16 protein-coding genes and 1 tRNA gene are annotated in these 16,178 nt (G+C 48.9%); 8 read left to right on the top strand and 9 right to left on the bottom strand.

All coding sequences use genetic code 11. The annotated features are described in order from the left end of the window. Nucleotides 1-39: 39 nt before the first annotated feature. Nucleotides 40-474: a c-type cytochrome gene (locus tag F5I99_RS17620; RefSeq protein WP_225307465.1), complete on the bottom strand. Its 435-nt coding sequence runs from the start codon at nt 472-474 to the stop codon at nt 40-42. A 218-nt stretch (nt 475-692) separates the two neighbouring features. On the opposite strand from F5I99_RS17620, the gene F5I99_RS17615 reads away from it, so the two are divergent. Then, nucleotides 693-769 (top strand) — tRNA-Arg (locus F5I99_RS17615). 117 nt (nt 770-886) lie between these two features. Further along, nucleotides 887-1,885, top strand: coding sequence for a RhuM family protein (rhuM, locus tag F5I99_RS17610; protein WP_151058308.1), 999 nt, complete (start codon nt 887-889; stop codon nt 1,883-1,885). A gap of 425 nt (nt 1,886-2,310) precedes the next feature. Here rhuM and F5I99_RS17605 read toward each other — a convergent pair whose 3' ends face one another. The 3 genes from F5I99_RS17605 to F5I99_RS17595 form a co-directional block, all read right to left on the bottom strand. Then, on the bottom strand, nt 2,311-3,798 hold the full coding sequence (locus F5I99_RS17605; RefSeq protein ID WP_151058306.1) for a Fic family protein: 1,488 nt from the start codon (nt 3,796-3,798) through the stop codon (nt 2,311-2,313). 258 nt (nt 3,799-4,056) lie between these two features. Beyond that, a complete protein-coding gene (locus F5I99_RS17600) occupies nt 4,057-4,353 on the bottom strand; it encodes a SelT/SelW/SelH family protein (RefSeq protein ID WP_151058304.1) in 297 nt (98 codons plus the stop codon). Further along, nucleotides 4,346-5,203 carry a PA4780 family RIO1-like protein kinase gene (locus F5I99_RS17595; RefSeq protein ID WP_151058302.1) on the bottom strand — a complete coding sequence of 286 codons (858 nt, stop codon included), beginning with the start codon at nt 5,201-5,203 and terminating at the stop codon, nt 4,346-4,348. The genes F5I99_RS17600 and F5I99_RS17595 overlap by 8 nt, the downstream gene beginning before the upstream one ends. A gap of 308 nt (nt 5,204-5,511) precedes the next feature. Between F5I99_RS17595 and F5I99_RS17590 the strand changes: the two genes are divergently transcribed. The 4 genes from F5I99_RS17590 to F5I99_RS17575 all read left to right on the top strand — a co-directional run bounded on the left by F5I99_RS17590 (nt 5,512) and on the right by F5I99_RS17575 (nt 7,684). After that, on the top strand, nt 5,512-6,432 hold the full coding sequence (locus F5I99_RS17590) for a glutaminase (RefSeq protein WP_151059329.1): 921 nt from the start codon (nt 5,512-5,514) through the stop codon (nt 6,430-6,432). A gap of 153 nt (nt 6,433-6,585) precedes the next feature. Beyond that, complete coding sequence (locus F5I99_RS17585; RefSeq protein WP_151058300.1) at nt 6,586-6,846, top strand: hypothetical protein; 261 nt, start codon at nt 6,586-6,588, stop codon at nt 6,844-6,846. A gap of 35 nt (nt 6,847-6,881) precedes the next feature. Then, nucleotides 6,882-7,232, top strand: coding sequence for a hypothetical protein (locus F5I99_RS17580; RefSeq protein WP_151058298.1), 351 nt, complete (start codon nt 6,882-6,884; stop codon nt 7,230-7,232). After that, on the top strand, nt 7,229-7,684 hold the full coding sequence (locus F5I99_RS17575; RefSeq protein WP_151058296.1) for a hypothetical protein: 456 nt from the start codon (nt 7,229-7,231) through the stop codon (nt 7,682-7,684). Before F5I99_RS17580 ends, F5I99_RS17575 begins: the two co-directional genes overlap by 4 nt. 5 nt (nt 7,685-7,689) lie before the next feature. Here the strand turns inward: F5I99_RS17575 and F5I99_RS17570 are convergent, their stop codons facing one another. Beyond that, on the bottom strand, nt 7,690-10,962 hold the full coding sequence (locus F5I99_RS17570) for an SNF2-related protein (protein ID WP_151058294.1): 3,273 nt from the start codon (nt 10,960-10,962) through the stop codon (nt 7,690-7,692). Between the two features lie 188 nt (nt 10,963-11,150). Here F5I99_RS17570 and F5I99_RS17565 point away from each other — a divergent pair, with 188 nt between their 5' ends. Further along, entirely contained in the window at nt 11,151-11,444 is a 294-nt protein-coding gene (locus tag F5I99_RS17565; RefSeq protein WP_151058292.1) for an ArsR/SmtB family transcription factor, read from the top strand. A gap of 65 nt (nt 11,445-11,509) precedes the next feature. After that, on the top strand, nt 11,510-12,562 hold the full coding sequence (locus F5I99_RS17560; RefSeq protein ID WP_225307464.1) for a permease: 1,053 nt from the start codon (nt 11,510-11,512) through the stop codon (nt 12,560-12,562). Between the two features lie 41 nt (nt 12,563-12,603). Here the strand turns inward: F5I99_RS17560 and F5I99_RS17555 are convergent, their stop codons facing one another. Genes F5I99_RS17555 through F5I99_RS17540 form a run of 4 tightly spaced genes read right to left on the bottom strand, consistent with a single transcriptional unit; the run spans nt 12,604 to nt 16,177 of the window. Beyond that, a complete protein-coding gene (locus F5I99_RS17555; protein WP_151058288.1) occupies nt 12,604-13,383 on the bottom strand; it encodes a carbon-nitrogen hydrolase family protein in 780 nt (259 codons plus the stop codon). Between the two features lie 51 nt (nt 13,384-13,434). After that, a complete protein-coding gene (locus tag F5I99_RS17550) occupies nt 13,435-14,469 on the bottom strand; it encodes an extracellular solute-binding protein (protein ID WP_151058286.1) in 1,035 nt (344 codons plus the stop codon). 32 nt (nt 14,470-14,501) lie between these two features. Continuing rightward, entirely contained in the window at nt 14,502-15,299 is a 798-nt protein-coding gene (locus F5I99_RS17545) for an ABC transporter permease (protein WP_151058284.1), read from the bottom strand. Further along, entirely contained in the window at nt 15,296-16,177 is an 882-nt protein-coding gene (locus F5I99_RS17540) for an ABC transporter permease (RefSeq protein WP_151058282.1), read from the bottom strand. The genes F5I99_RS17545 and F5I99_RS17540 overlap by 4 nt, the downstream gene beginning before the upstream one ends. Nucleotide 16,178: the final 1 nt, after the last annotated feature.

The following is a 16,178-nucleotide window of genomic DNA, read 5'->3' as shown; positions in this document are numbered from 1 at the left end:
AGGCTGCCGAAGCAGCCTGTTGACGATAGTGTTTAACGCTTAGTCATTATCGATCATGTACTGAATAGCGGCTTCCAGCTCTTCATCAGCACAGTCGTTACAAGTGCCCTTAGGTGGCATGGCGTTGATACCACTGATTGCAGACGCTAACAAACCATCCAGGCCTTTCTCATCTGCGCGTGCAGACATGGCACCACTACCAAACTTGGGTGACTCTAGAAGGCCGGTTGCGTGACACGCTGTACAGAAGCGGTTGTAAACTTCCTCGCCTGAACGAACAGTTCCCGCAGAAGCGGCAACCGCTGGAGCGCCAGTACCACAGGTTTCATCACCTTCAACACAGATATTGCCGTGAGGCTTGATGCGTTCAATGATGGCATCACGGTCAACAGCCGCATAGACAGAAGTGGCCAGAGCCATGCTCAGACCCAGGGTGCAGAGTGCAGAAGCAGCTTTTGCAGCAAGTTTATTCACGTTAAAGACCTCATCATTTTTAGAAACGGGTGGCATCTATGTCCGTCGAAGTCACCCCAACCACAAGTCATAGCAGGGCAGAGTGCAGACAATACCGCTATCATTAGGCGGGGATTATACCTTCAAAAGTTACATACGGAAATGCACTTGAACTAGTTCTTAAGGAGAATGCCTTGGCAAGAGCGATTTGAGTGCGTATTATTAGCGCCCTGCAACATGCGCCCGTAGCTCAGCTGGATAGAGTAGCAGGTTCCGATCCTGTTGGTCGGGGGTTCGAATCCCTCCGGGCGCGCCATAAGCTTTTTCTTCCGGTAAACCAAAGAACACTCAAACATCACTACTTTAGTTTTTGCTAATCTCTGCTTTTGTTGGTAGTTTCACTATAACTAAAATGCCAAGGAAGGAGATCAATATGAATACTCAACAAATCCAAATTTTTACTAGTGATGACGGCAGAGCAGAGATACGAGTTACCCTAGATCATGAGACTCTTTGGTTAAGTCAGGCTCAGATGGGCGAGTTATTTGGTACTACTCCTGAAAACATTCTCATGCACCTTCAAAACATTTATAAAGACGCAGAGTTACCCGAACTAGCAACTACTAAGGAATTCTTAGTAGTTCGGCAGGAGGGACGTCGTCAAGTGCGTCGGCGTATCAAGCACTTTAATTTGGATGCCATTATATCAGTAGGCTACAGGGTAAGCTCCAAGCGAGCGACTCAGTTTCGCCAGTGGGCTAACCGAGTACTCAAGGAGTATTTGGTTCAAGGTTATAGTGTGAATCAGTATCGATTGAAAGAGCGAGGTGTTGAGTTCGAGCAGGCGATTGATCTACTCAGTCGGACTCTAACCAATCAAGGGTTAGTTTCTGTTGAAGGTGAAGCCGTAACGAAAGTGATCAGTGATTATGCACGTTCTTGGAGTTTGTTGCAGGGCTATGATGAGCAGCAATTGTCTGAAATAAGCGTCAGTCAATCAGGCATGAAAGCTTTAGATTTGAATTTGGCACTCGCAGCCATACAGGAATTAAAACGTACCTTGATTCAAAAAGGTGAGGCGGCTGAAATATTTGGCCAGTTGCGCGGTGAGGGGTTAGCCTCCGCACTTGCCACTATTGAGCAGGGTTTTGGTGGTGAATTGTTCTATCCCAACATCGCTAGCCGTGCTGCTCATCTTTTATATTTTGTTATCAAAAACCACCCGTTAGCAGACGGCAATAAGCGTAGTGGCTCGTTTCTGTTTCTGTGGTATTTGCGCATGAATCAACACTTATTAGCAAAGCCAGTAGAGCAGTTAATTAATGATAACACTTTGGTTGCTTTAGCTTTATTGGTGGCTGAAAGTTTACCGGATCAAAAAGAGTTGATGATTCGTTTGGTAGAGCACTTTATATTATTAAAGGCTGATTGAAGCGTCACATCCAAGGTCGTCGCACACTTTCAACTATCTCTTCTTTTTACTGATTAATTTCGGAAGCTGCTACGCTATCCAGCTGAGCCACGGGCGCATGTGCAGGGTAGCCAAATGACGCAAAACCGGAGTTGGTCTCAATCTGGTCACAGTGGAGGGTGGTGGATAGAAGCCGGAGAAGTGTTTCAGCTGGTTATAGAACTAAGCTTCAGGCTTGTGTCTGAAGCTTAGTGCAGGGCGTGATCAGTTGTCAGTTAGTGGCAATGAACGACACCAGTGCTGTTATTCATATGGCAGCATTGTCCAGGTGGAGAACTTTTGCGGCAACCCCCCCCACCCGCTCTGTTAGCCTAGTTGTCCAGTTGATTTACTCGACGGCGAAGACCTGAATTGACTCAAGTTTTGCAGATCAAAAAACATCTGAATCAATCAGCTTTAGACTCATCAAATAGCTCAGAGTAGGCCTCTTCCAATGCATCAAATATATCTTCTGGTACGCTATAGTGGTACTGATCACGACGTTTGTTTGAGATCCTTCCGTTCTGTTCCAGGCAGAATAGTACGAGTTTAGATAGTGTGCTGTCGGAGACGTCGAATGCACGATCTATCCGCCGTTTTAATGCGTCATACCGGCTCAGATGTGCTACTTCGCGTTTTATGTACTGCTCCATGGCTTCTTCGCTGGCTTCCGCCATCAATTCTGCGCAGAGGGTTCCATCCCAGAAGCGGTAAATAGCGTCGTGTCCTTGAAATGAAAGAGTGATATTGTCGATGTCGATGTAAGTGACGTCCCAGAACATGCGCGTTTTCGCAGAATATGTGCTCAGGGCGTCCAGGTAATCGCGCTCTTTGTCGTGCAGGACCGCTGAAACAGGGAGAATGAGTCCGTTGGAAAGACGGCCTTGCTGGCATAAAACATGGTGAAACATGAAGCGTGAGAGTCTTCCATTACCATCCATGAAGGGGTGTATGAAGACGAAACCAAAGGAAAGAATAGCGCCAAGAACCAGGGGGTTAACGTCGTTCGGCATATCGTTAACCAGTGCTAGCCATTCCTTCATCAACTTTCTGCATAGATCGGGTTCCGGTGGGACATAGGTTACACCAATAGCCCCCACACCATTACTGAGATAGTTCTGCTCTGTGCGGAATGATGCGGCCCAATCGAACTGGTTGTTGATGGTTTCATTTTGCAGATAAACAAGGTAGCCCTCATCAATAATGCGGGTCTCGTGGGCTCGGCGAAGCAGGTTGATGAAACGATTCATTTTGCTGGAGTCGGGCACCTCGTTCTCGATCGCAAAGGAGTCTCGGGTTTCGCTCAGATAGATCCATGACAGGGCACGGTTCAGTAAGTTGGGGTCTAGCGAGTCTGTGAACGCTCGTACTTTTTGTAGCACATCACGGCTCAGTGCTTGTTCCAGACGCTCAGTACGACGGACAGTAATACAATAATCGAGAGAGCCTAGGCCATTGAAAATTATGCGCCAACGCTTGTCCTTGTAGCCTTGAGTAGTGATGTATCTGCCTGGATCGAACAGCGGGATGTAATTGCCTTGGGTTAGCGGCTGAGTTCGTTTAACAGTTTGTCCTGTAAAGTGTTCCCATAAAAAGCAGGCGCTACGGATGTATTTACCCGTGGGGGACGAATCGAACTCTTTTCGGAGATCCAACTCTTCTACCAACGGCAGGGCCTGGGCCAGGATCTGCATGTTTACACCTTCGTGTTTCAGTGCAAACAGAATATGTGATAGCACCCTTTCAGCTGGCTTCAATCCAGCAGGTATCGCGATGACCTTGTCGATCACCTCTTTTCGTTGCACTGACACAACCTGGCAGGTTATATCAAGTTCCAGGCTTTTTATCGTATTCAGACTGGCCAGATAGGCATAGCCAGCATATTCAGCCCTCATCGACACCCCTTCGGCCAGAAAATTGTTACAAAGCAGATTTTTTTTTTAGATTTATGCTAACATCCAAAAAAATTGTTCAGAGCTACATTTCTATTACCACTCGGTGATGTCAATTGCAACAATTTTAAACGATCAAGTTGTTTTGTTGCTGTAATCCACCCAAAAAAATCTGAGTAAATGAAGGTGGCGTCGGCTATCTGCTGAAATTTAGCCCGACTTGCTCAGTGGCTTGAGTACTTGAGTTGCCATTGACAACCCTCAAGCAACAGGCCGATCACTATGCCCTAAATCCCGATCTGGCCAGACTTTATCTCTGACGCGTTGTTTGAGTACCTTGGCTTCGGGAAACCCGCCATCGGTTTTACGCTCCCAGATCTGTTCGCCGTCACAGGTGATAATAAAGGTGCCACCTGTCGCGGGTTGAAGGGTGACACCGCCGAGGTCATCGCTGAACGTCGATAGCAGCTCCTGGGCCAGCCAGGCAGAGCGTAACAGCCACTGACACTGCGTGCAGTACTGGATGACAATGATCGGCTTAGAGGTTGAACTAGTCATCACTATGCTCGGCGCGCAGGCGCTCCAGGCGCTCACTTTCTTCTTCGCTGGCGGCATCAATCACAGCCATCAGCTCGCCCACGTCAGCATTGGTGTCACTATAGGCATAGGTTCCGGTGAGCTGGGTGTCGGCTTGAAGTTCACCGGCTTCATAGAGTGACCACATTTCCCGGGCAAACTCGGTTTTCAGCAGTTCGGGTGCAAAACGTCCGAAGTAGGCACGCATGGTATTCACATCCCGCTCAAGCATCATGCCAGCACTGTTATTGCCTGCCGCATTTACCGCTTGAGGCAAATCGATAATGACTGGCCCTTGTGCGTCCAGCAGGACGTTAAACTCAGAGAGATCGCCGTGTACTAGCCCGGCGCAGAGCATGCGAACCACTTCTTCAATGACCTGTCGGTGCCAGGTGATCGCTTCTTCAGCGCTCAGAGTGACATCATCTAGGCGTGGAGCCACGTAGCCTTCGACATCCGTGATCAGCTCCATCAACAGAACACCATCAATAAACCCATGGGGTTGAGGTACCCGCACACCGGCTGCTGCCAGTTGGTAAAGCGCATCCACTTCGGCATTTAACCAGGCATTTTCCTGTTCTTTCTGCCCATACTGGGTTTTTTTGGACATGGCGCGTGCGCGACGGGTATTTCGAACCTTGCGGCCTTCCTGGTATTGCACCGCTTGCTTGAAACTGCGCTGACTGGCTTCCTTAAACACTTTGGCACAGCGTACGTCGTCACCACAGCGTACGACATAGACGTCGGCCTCTTTACCGCTCATTAGCTGACTGATCACTTCGTCGATCATGCCATCTTCAACTAACGGCTGTAATCTTTTCGGTACTCTCATAAATAGTATAGATCCGGTGTAATGTGCTGGCAGGCCTGATTTCTGTGTAGCAGGCGCTGATAGTTTGCACAACTAAAGTAACTCAGAACTAGCACCTCTGGGAAGTGCATAGGCACGATATAGCTGCTCCCAGTATACAGATCAAGAAGAGGTTCTGCCTGCCACTGAGCGGGTCTAATGAATCCAGACACTGTAATTGGCGCCATTTGTTTAAGTGTATGTCTTTTGCAGCTATCAAATCTGAAATCGCGTTAAACTAGTCAGACCTATAGATAACAACAATACATAAACAAAGTGTTCTCCTCATGATACAAGACTGTTTAGATGATCTCGTGTTGGCTCTGTCAGCAGAAAAAAATCGTGGCAAGGTTGCTGATTATATTCCGCAATTAGCACATGTTGATCCGAACCAATTCGGCATCGCGGTGTGCACACCAGAAGGTCAAATGTATTCGGCAGGACAGGCGGATACCTTATTTTCTATTCAGAGTATTTCTAAGGTGTTTACGCTCACTATGGCCCTTGGAAAACTGGGCGATGGAATCTGGACCCATGTGGGACGTGAGCCGTCTGGCGATCCGTTTAACTCGATTGTTCAACTCGAACATGAATCGGGCAAGCCGCGTAATCCCTTTATTAATGCAGGTGCCATTGCGGTGGTCGATGCGATTATGATGGGCCATGAACCGAAAGAAACACTCGCCGAAATTCTGAATTTTGTGCGCTTTATCGCCAATGACACTAGCATTTGCTTTGATCATGCCGTGGCGGCGTCTGAGATGGCTCATCGTGACCGCAATGCCTCACTGGCACATTTTATGAAGGCCTTTGGGCGCTTGCGCCATGATGTGGATAAGGTGCTTGGTACCTATTTTCATCAATGCTCGATTGCTATGAGTTGTGAGCAATTGGCAAGAGCCGGGCTGTTTTTGGTGTCGGATGGCGTGAATGAGACAACGGGCATTCGGGTGGTGTCCGCCCAGCGTGCGCGTCGTATCAATTCACTCATGATGATGTGTGGCCACTATGATGGTTCGGGCGAGTTTGCCTATCGCGTGGGCTTGCCCGGCAAAAGTGGTGTGGGTGGTGGCATTCTCGCGATTGCGCCAGGTAAGGGTTCTATTGCTGTGTGGTCACCCGGGCTGGATGTACTGGGGAATAGTTATTTAGGTACCCGAGCACTGGAGCGCTTTGTGCAACACACGGGGTGGTCTGTGTTTGGGCATTGAGTTCAGATTTGATTATTTGCAATGATCCGAGTTTTGGGCGATATTTATTACCACATGACGTTTTTAGTTATTATCACTTTTACGTACATATCTGTCGAAGCTATGGGTATTTCCTCAGACTCAATAATGGAATGGAGTTAGCAGAGGTGTGTTATGAAAAAACTCTCGGATGAAATTAAACACTTGGCGTCTGTACCAAGTGTTCTATTTAATTTAGCCAACGATTTTTTCTTTGTGAGTGCAAAGGATCACCAATCTGTGGCCCAGGATCATGATGACCGAAGAATCATTCTGGACAATGACGGCAACATTACGCTTAACCTGAATAGCTCTTCTGTACAGGAAGAGATGAGGCAACACTTTGCTGACTTGAAGAAAATCAAGTTGCCGGAAGACAGCAAACGGCAGAGTTAAAGGGTAGTTGCTTCGATAGCCACGGAAGGTGAGTCATGAGTTTCAGCATAATCGTAGTAATCCTGGTTATCGGTTTTCTTTATACCCGCCATCATCCACCATCCCGCTTTCGTCAAAAGCGTGAAACCGGCTGGAATTCGTATTTACACCTAGCCTATTGGGGCTTCGTCTTCGCTATACTTGGTGCCGTAGTTACTGCTGTTTTGATGGTGAGTCTGGATATCTTGTCATGGATCTTTGATTTTTTTCCATACCTGCTTGGTTCGGACTACCGGACACCCTTGTGGGGTCGAGAGCTGGCTTTCCACCCTTGCTGGGAAAGCTGGCTTGGGGGACACTGTTTGCCTTGCTTACAGGGGCGGCACTTGCATACGGGGTGGCGATGAGTAAGGCGGAAGAACTTTCCAACAACATTGATGCCCAGATGCTTGAGTATGCCAAGCTTGCTCAGTCAGATGGAATGGAGCAATTGCTGTTTGAGTCTATGAAAGAGAAGTTTTTAGTCCTGATTACCCTGAAATCTCGCAAGGTCTACGTAGGTAAAGTTGAGCAGCCAAGGCTCCTACATGGCGATTTGGAAAATATTGTCATTATCCCTATGCTCAGTGGATACAGAGACAAAGACACATTGAAATTTGTTGTTCAGCATAAGTACTCTGATTTTTATGAAAAAAACTCAATCACCGAAGAATCTGAGGGTTTGCAGTTACGTCATTTCAAAACAGTGATACTAGCTCGTGAAATTGACTCTGCATCATTGTTTGACCTGAAAACCTATGTACAGTTTTCCCTTTTATCTGATACCAAAGCAGACGATGCATCCTCCATTACCACATAGGCTGCTCAGTATTTACAACCAATAATACACGCTGCAATGCGCTCATCTATGGGATTGGTTGTTGGTATATCACAAAACCGTTGATGTACCTGTTCAAAGGGCAACGGATTTTTTATCAATTCATTTCTTAGGTCAGAAAGCAGAATCGCTTTACGTCTGCCCAATGTATTCAGGTGTTCGTACCAGACAGGCCTTATCAGTTCCAGCCAGTAGTCCGCGAGTAAGGACCAGTTTACTGCACGTTGAGTCTGCGTCTGAGGATTGAGTAGATTGATCAGCTTTTCCAGAAAGCTCGCTTCTTGCGGTGCAGCGCTTTTCACCCAACTAAGTAAAATATGATTCATCTCTTGTAAGGCTACCTGCTTGCGTCTTGGTAAGAGTGAGCGTTCAATTTGTTTCAGGCGTGCAAGATAGTTTTTTATCTGGGCGTAACCAGCTTCATTGTTAAGGTCTGCTGATACAGACTGACGAGTCAGTTTAGTGTTTAGGACGCTGGCAATAGCTGCCAGATCGACAAGCGGCTCGACTGAGTCTTCGGTAAACAGTATCCATCTAGGTGCGCCGAACTCCGTGCCGGATATGCAGAAGAACCCCCAGGATGTATCCGACTCTACTGCGCTGATGCGTGTGCCCGTTTCCTCAGTCGAGGCGATGGCACGGTAGTACTCTGGCTGTAACAGCGCATCTTCTCCAATGAGTGCTCTAATGGGTGTAAAGGCATCTTCAATACCATCCCAGGCGACTTCTTCACGCTGGGCTTGCTGGAGAATTTCATGGTAATCCACGCGAGTGTTGGTCATGTTTTCGGGCAGGTCAAAATTTGAGCCTAATAGCATGGCATTGGACTCAAAGCGCTCTATCAGCAGATCGTCTGCATGTAAGGCAAAAGCATCATGATCGGCTGGCCAGTAAACTCGGATGGCTGCATAAATACTATCCATTCGATCTACACGCCCGATACGTTGTTCGACCAGGCGCACGACCGAGGGCATATCCAGATGGACAACGACTGAGGCATTTTGCAGGTTATATCCTTCTGACATGGCATCAGAGCAGAATACCAGCAATTTGTTATTAAGGTGCTGTCGGTTGTCTAGGCGCTGATTGACGTGTTTGCGTTCTGCTTTGCTGGAGTCCCCTGTGGCGACCAATTGCTCGATCCCTTGAAGCAGCCCATGTTGTGCGGCTAGTTTATGCAGCCAATGTAATGTCAGAGGGTGTCTGTCAAATGCCAGAATACCAAGTTGGTCTTCATCACTCAGCAGTGTATTCAAAAGTTTGAGCTTGGCCAGTTCCCGGCTGTCATCCATCTGTTCGAGTAATTGCAAGATGGACCGATAGGTTTCAATCTCTTGGTCACGAGCCTGGTAGAAGGCGGTTGCATCAAGCAACCATGCTGGAATGTCGACGGTATCCGTGCTTTCAGGCAGTGAAACCTTGGGTGGCTCATCTCGCTGTTTCAGATTAAGGATCATACCTTTATGCGAACCAGCTTCTTTAGCAGTGAAACCAAAGTGCTCTTTAACTGACTCTGAACCCGCAATATGAGCCCAGGCGGATACCCGGGATGAGCGCAGGTGCGACATGACATGGTAGATGGCACTGCGTTTGGCCATGTGAATGCGCTGATTTAACACCTTTTGCGGAGACAGGGGTTCGCCCTCAGGGGATCGGAAAGCTTCTTCCTCAATCGCTTTGCTAATAAATGCTACACCTGTCAGCTGCTCGGCCAATTGTCTGATTTGAATGGCAAGGTTGATAGCGGCTTCTGTTTCACCTGTCTGATAGGACAGGGCGTTATGTTGTGGGTAGCGACAAGGCTCACCACGTTTGTTGCGGTAAGCGTCAGGTTGCTGGTCTATCAGGTGATTAAATTCGCGCTTGGTTCTACGTACGGTAAAACGTGCTATTGCCTGCTTCAGTGCTTGTAAATGTTCCTCACGCGCCTGGCGCATACGCTTGGCATCCATACGCAGCCAGTGGTTAAATCCTTGTATTATCTGGGGATCAAAATTGTCAGCGCCGAGAATATTAACTAAGCAGAGTAAGTCTGACGCACTTTTGTTGATCGGGGTTGCGGTAAACAGCAGTACGTGATCAGCGAGATTACGCAACAGTGCCTGGGAACGTTTACTGGTAACGTTCAAATAGTTATGCGCTTCATCGACAGATAAAATTTGTGCCTGTTGGATTGTCATGGCAGTCAGGTCTGTAAGGTCTCCTCGGTTTACAAAGCTGAGCGCCGCCTGAGATATGGGTCGATGACTCAAGCCATAGAGTAAAAGCTCGCGTTGCCAGTTTTCAGAAACACCCGGTGGCGTAATCAGCGCTATGCCACCCCCACGCGTATTGCCCGTGCGCCAGAGTTTGTCATGAACGGCTCGCTGTAGAGCTGCTCCCATGCGTGTTTTACCCGAGCCGGTAGCATCGGCAACCAGCACACTCCCCAGGTTCTCGATAATCCAGAGTGCTTGAGCGATACCCTGCGTTTGTGTTGGCCAGAGACTGGTTTGTTTGTGGTGAATGCCGGTATAGGACAGGTACTGTTTTGCCCAGTGGCCTTCAAGTAATTCAGCGCAGGCTCGCGCTAGACTGTCCTGCCAATCCGATGGGCGCAGCAGCGCTTCCAGTAATTGACGCAGTTCCTGTCGATAGTCACCCGCCAGACTGAACAGGGCTTCGGCATAGTCTTTTATTTCTTTATAGCGCGCCTCTTCGTCTTCGGGCTTGAATCTGATATTGGCTTCGATATTGCGCCTTAATCCAGCTTCTGAATAGTTGGATGATCCCAGAGTTACGGCGTTTTCAGTGACAAATACTTTGGCGTGCATCATCCGGCCTGGAATCTGCAGACAGGCAGCGTCCACCTGACGCATGTGCAATTTATGTAGCGCAGCAAAAACATCTGGATATTGGAGTAAAGAGAGGCGCTGAGTAGTCCAGTAAGCATGGATTTCATCCGGTAAGCTCATAGGCTCCAGTGTCATGCCTGCAGTGGCGAGAGGAAAAGGCTCATTACCGATGAGCAAACGCAGGCTCTGCTCCTCAGTTAGACCAGCGATAAGCTTGATGACTCGCAGTAATGAAGTGTATCCAGTAATGATTAGTGGATCTTTATCATTTCGCAGATCAATTTGCAGTACTTGATCCACTGTATAGCCAGCATAGTTGTGTGGCAGGCGGGTATTTTCTGGAAAATGCCCTTCAGATGGCTGGCGCCGTTTTTCCTGATCAGGTGCAAAAGGATCGATATAATTTAGCTGGAAAAGGCGGGACATGGGCGGGTTCTCCTTGAAATAGCTGCCAGTTATCTGAGTCCGTGAATATCCACAATAGATGGGTAGAGTTTTCTAAACTCTAGTACAGATGGATGGGTGATGACCAGGTTTTGTGTGTTCAGTTTCGTCCCTGTAATTCTGTCTGAATAATTAATTTACAAAACTAGAAATATAGTTATAATTATCACATGACTATGAATATAGAATCGACAGCCAACGCGCTGGCGGCCTTAGGGCATCCAGCCCGACTGAGTGTGTTTCGCTTGCTGGTGCGGGCTGGACACGACGGTATGTTGGTGGGCGAAATAGCCGAGCATCTTGATATGCCCTTGTCTACGCTCGCCTACCATTTGCGTAGCTTGAAACAGGCGGGGCTGATTTTGCAACACCGTCAGGGGCGAGAAATACAAACCGTGGCTGATTATAGTGCTATGGAGGCGGCAATCGAGTACCTGATGCAGGAGTGCTGTCGAGGTATTTAAACCTCTGCTGCAGTCGAGAGTGGTTTAACTTACACAAATATAACTATATTACTGGAGATATGGTGATGATAGAGCGAAGTCTTTCTGGGCCAAGTCGCACTTCATTATGGGTGACTGGAATCTGGCGTAAAGAAAAGCCCTGGTTGGCGGTGATTTTGATCCTGCTGGGTTTGTGGATGTTTGATGCCGGACAGGCGGGTCAGTCACTTGATCTTATGTTACGTCAGCTTGCTTCTGTGGCGCCTTTTTTAGCGGCGTCAGTCTTGATCGCGGCATGGGCGAATGCAACCGGGGCCGATGGGTTGATTGCTCGTGCATTTGTGGGGGCGCCTGCGGCTATGATCATCATGGGGGCTTTGGCTGGTGCACTTTCGCCCTTTTGCTCATGCGGGGTTATTCCGCTGATAGCGGCCCTGTTAGTTATGGGCGTTCCCTTGGCGCCCGTGATGGCCTTCTGGCTGGCGTCTCCGTTGATGGACCCTGCCATGTTTGCGTTGACCACAGGTATTATCGGCTTTGAGTTTGCCGTGGCGAAAACCTTGGTTGCCATAGGACTGGGGTTGTTTGGAGGGAGCGTGGTGCATTTGTTGGTGAAGGTAAATGGGTTGAGTGCACCGTTACGCGAAGGCGTTGGTAATGGCGGTTGTGGTGGAGCTAGAGTGCGTTCGCCACAAGCACCCGTATGGCGTTTCTGGCATGAGCCTGAACGACTGGCTCGGTTGCGCCGCGAGGGTGTCCGTACGGCATTATTCTTGCTGAAATGGCTGGCGCTTGCCTTCTTGCTGGAAAGCCTGATGCTGGCTTATATTCCAGCTGAACGTATTGTCCAAACGCTTGGCGGTGAGGGCCTCAGCCCTATAGTACTGGCAACGCTATTCGGTGTGCCGGCCTATTTTAATGGTTATGCCGCTTTGCCATTGATTGCTACTCTGATGGAGCAGGGTATGCAGGCTGGGGCGGGTATGGCCTTTCTGATTGCTGGCGGCGTGACGTCACTGCCAGCCGCCATTGCTGTTTGGGTGCTAGTTAAACCACGTATTTTTGCCTTGTATATCGCGTTATCCTTGATCGGGGCTTTTACAGCGGGGCTGCTGTTTCAGTTATGGAAACTGTTTTGATGTTCCCTGAATTGTGTCTCTCCTGTTGTGCTGGGTATACATTAGGACCACGAGCGGCTTATTGAACTTAGTGCCAGATCCTGCAGCTGGGTTGACAGGCCGCGGTGTAATGCTGGGGAAAGATCGGTCATCAGTAGGGCCGGATCTTTCCCGGCGCGGATCAGATCTTCACCGTCGGGGCCAATAATGGCACTGAGACCGGTGTATTCGGTGTTACCCTCATGCCCACACAGGTTGGCATACACCACTACCATGTTGTTCTCCAATGCTCTGGCGCGTGCCAGGGTTCGGGGTACCGCCAGGTAAGGCATCATGTTGGCGGTGGGGTTGAACAGAATCTTTACCTGCTGATGTGCAAAGCAACGCGCAGTTTCCGGGAACTCAATGTCATAACAAATCGATAGCCCACAGGTGATGCCATTGAGCTCAAAGGCTGTAAACGCCGTTCCAGGCTGAAATAGCTGTTTTTCGGTATCACCGAACAGAAATACTTTGCGGTGATGTGCAATCGTTTTCCCATCGGCATTGATGGCCACGGCCGCATTAAAAAGGTTTCCCTCACTGACTTCAATCAGGCCACAGATTAAAGCAACCTTGTGGTTGTGTGCTATTCGGCGCAGTTGCTCTACTGATGGACCGTTGATCGGCTCTGCCAGGAGTGGTGCCTGGTTACCCACCTGGTATCCAGTGAGAAACAGCTCCGGGAATACAACAGTCTGAACGCCGAGTATGGCGGCCGCTGCGCAGGTCGATTCTATAGTACACAGGTTTTTTTCCTTGTCACAGAAAGCCGGTGTATCCTGATAGGTTAGAACTTTCACTTAGGTTTCCTTAGCGTAGTCAGCCCTGGTGATAGCACCAGGGCTGGTCAATTACTTCAGTAGATTGGTCCAGATGCGATCATAAAGAGCGACAACGTCGGGTGAGCAGGGGGGAACGAACTCAGCTGTCGGTGCATCGGCTGGTGGGTTGAGTTCCGGTGCATTCTTCAGTTCATCCATCAGGAAGGGCGCGGTGTTATTTACCCCAGCGGTATAGCCCGCAAAATTGGTCAGCGCGGCGGCGTTTTCCGGTTCCAGCAGGAAATTCATGAACAGCAGTGCGTTATCACGGTTCTCAGCGCCTTTCAGGACAACCAGGTTGTCAGCCCAGGCAGTCATGCCTTCTTTAGGATAAGCGTACTGCAGTGATGGCTTCTCAAGACGGCCGCGCAACCCCATACCATTCCAGATCATACTGACGGCGGCATCGCCGGAAACCACCATTTCACGAGCGCCATCTGAGGTGATGCTCAGCCAGTCACTTTTTGCTTCCAGTAACAGGTCATTGACCTCGGCCAGTTCAGCTCTGTTGCTGTTGCAGGTTTCAAAGCCTTTATAGCGAAGCGCGGCATTGATAACGTCATTGACGTCACGGAACATGTTGACCTTACCCTTTAGCTCATCAGGGGTGTCAAACAGTATCGCCAGAGTATCTATATCCCCCGAATAGGCGTTGGTGTCGACCATAAAAGAGGTGGTGCCGAATTGATACGGGATAGAGTACTCACGGCCTGGATCAAAGTAGACGTCAACCAGTTCTTCTTTGATGTGTTTGAAGTTTTCTAAGGTATGGGGTTGGACTTTATCCAGCAGACCCTCTTCAATCATGATGGCGACCATATAGTCACCGGGTACGGCGACATCATAGCCGGTAACGCCGGATTTCAGGCGTGCCAGCAGTGTTTCATTGCTGTCGTAGGAGTCCTGAATAACGGTCACATCATAGCTGCTGCTGAACTTATCAATCAGCTCCTGCGGCATATAGTCTGACCAGTTATATAACTTCAGTTCACCTGCGGCATAGAGGGAGGATGACAGTAGTAGTGTTGCCGCTGATACGGCTGCTTTTTGGGTAAAGGCTTTCATGGTTATTCTCCAGGTTTAACAAGATTTTGGGTTCATGTTTTGGGTGTGGAGCGTCGGTTGATCAGGTACACAAGGCTGACGAGGATAATCGACACCAGCAGTAACAGGGTTGATAGTGCGTTGATTTCAGGCGTGAAACCGACCCTGACCATGCTGTATATCGTCAGCGGCAGGGTGGTTGAGCCAGGTCCTGCGACCATATTGGTGATGATGAAATCATCCAGTGAAACGATAAATGCGAGTAAAAATCCTGACACTATTCCGGGTAAGATCATCGGAAAAATAACCAGTCGAAAGCAGGCCAGTTGGCTGGCATACAGGTCCTGGGCGGCTTCACTGTAATAGCGCTCAATGCTTTTCACCCTTGAATAGATGGGTAAAAAGGCAAAAGGGATGCAGAAAACAGTATGGGCAATCAGAATGCTCTGCATGCCGAGTTCAAAGTTGATCGCAATAAAGAACAGCAGGCTGGCAATGCCGACAATGATTTCGGGCACCATGATCGGGAAATTGATAAACGTCAGTGTCGCGGTCCGACCTCTAAAGGGCTTTCCCATGACCAAAGCCAGTGCGGCGAGCAGCGCAACCAGTGTTGCAGTAAAGGCCGCGGTGCTGGCAATGGTCAGCGAATTAAGCGTGGCTTTCTGAATGGAAGGGTTTTGAAAAACCTTAAGGTACCAATCAAAAGTGAAGCCACTCCAGTGTGTAATCGATCTGACTGAGTTGAATGAGTAGACCGCTAAGACAAGCATCGGTGCATAGAGTACGGTCAAGCAGACCCAGGTAATCAGCCGAAAACCAGGATAGCGTTTGAGGTCTGTGTGCTTCATGATCTCGCCTCCTGGCTATTACGTTTTGAAAACACAATTAACACGATAAAGATCATTGCCATCAGCACCATGCCCAGCGCGGCCCCAAAGGGCCAATTACGCGAACCCTGAAATTGCAGTGCAATCAAGTTGCCGATCATCAATTGTTTTCCGCCACCGAGCAGGTCTGGAGCAATGAAGGCCCCCAGTGAAGGGATGAAAACGAGTAGGCAGCCAGCGATGATGCCGGGCTTGAGGTTGGGTAGCAGCACATACTGCCAGGACGCCCATTTGCTGGCGTATAAATCATTGGCCGCTGTCAGCAGTGAGAAGTTGAAGCGCTCAACGGCAACATAGATCGGCAAAATCATAAAGGGTAGATAGGAGTAGAACAGCCCCAGTGTTACCGCAAAATTGGTATAGGCAATCTGAAGGGGGGCATCAATCAAGCCGGTCCAGATCAGGAAACTGTTTATCGGTCCCTGGTCACGGATGATGAACAGCATTGAGATGGTACGGATTAGCAGATTTACGCAGTAGGGAACGATTACTGCCATTAGCCAAAGCATCCGCGTGCTGGGCGGGCGGGTTGCAATAAAGTAGGCGGTAGGTAGTCCCAGTATCAGGCAGCAGAGTGTGGCGATGAGTGCGAGCATAATCGAAGTGAGAATGATCACCAGGTAATCGGAGTTGAATACCCATTCTTCGGTGAGAAAATCTTCTTCAAAAAACAGCTGAACATACGCATCCAGGCTAAAGATCCACTCGATCCCACCGTAGGTTGCTGGCTGCAGAAATGAGTAGGTCATCAGCGTCAAAATCGGGATAGCCAGAAAAACCAATATAATGGTAATCGCTGGTGCTAACAGGGCTGACGTTTTAGGGAGACTTTTATCCATA

The organism is Nitrincola iocasae, assembly GCF_008727795.1.
In the GTDB taxonomy this organism is placed as follows: domain Bacteria; phylum Pseudomonadota; class Gammaproteobacteria; order Pseudomonadales; family Balneatricaceae; genus Nitrincola; species Nitrincola iocasae.
This window is presented reverse-complemented; position numbering and strand designations above follow the sequence as displayed.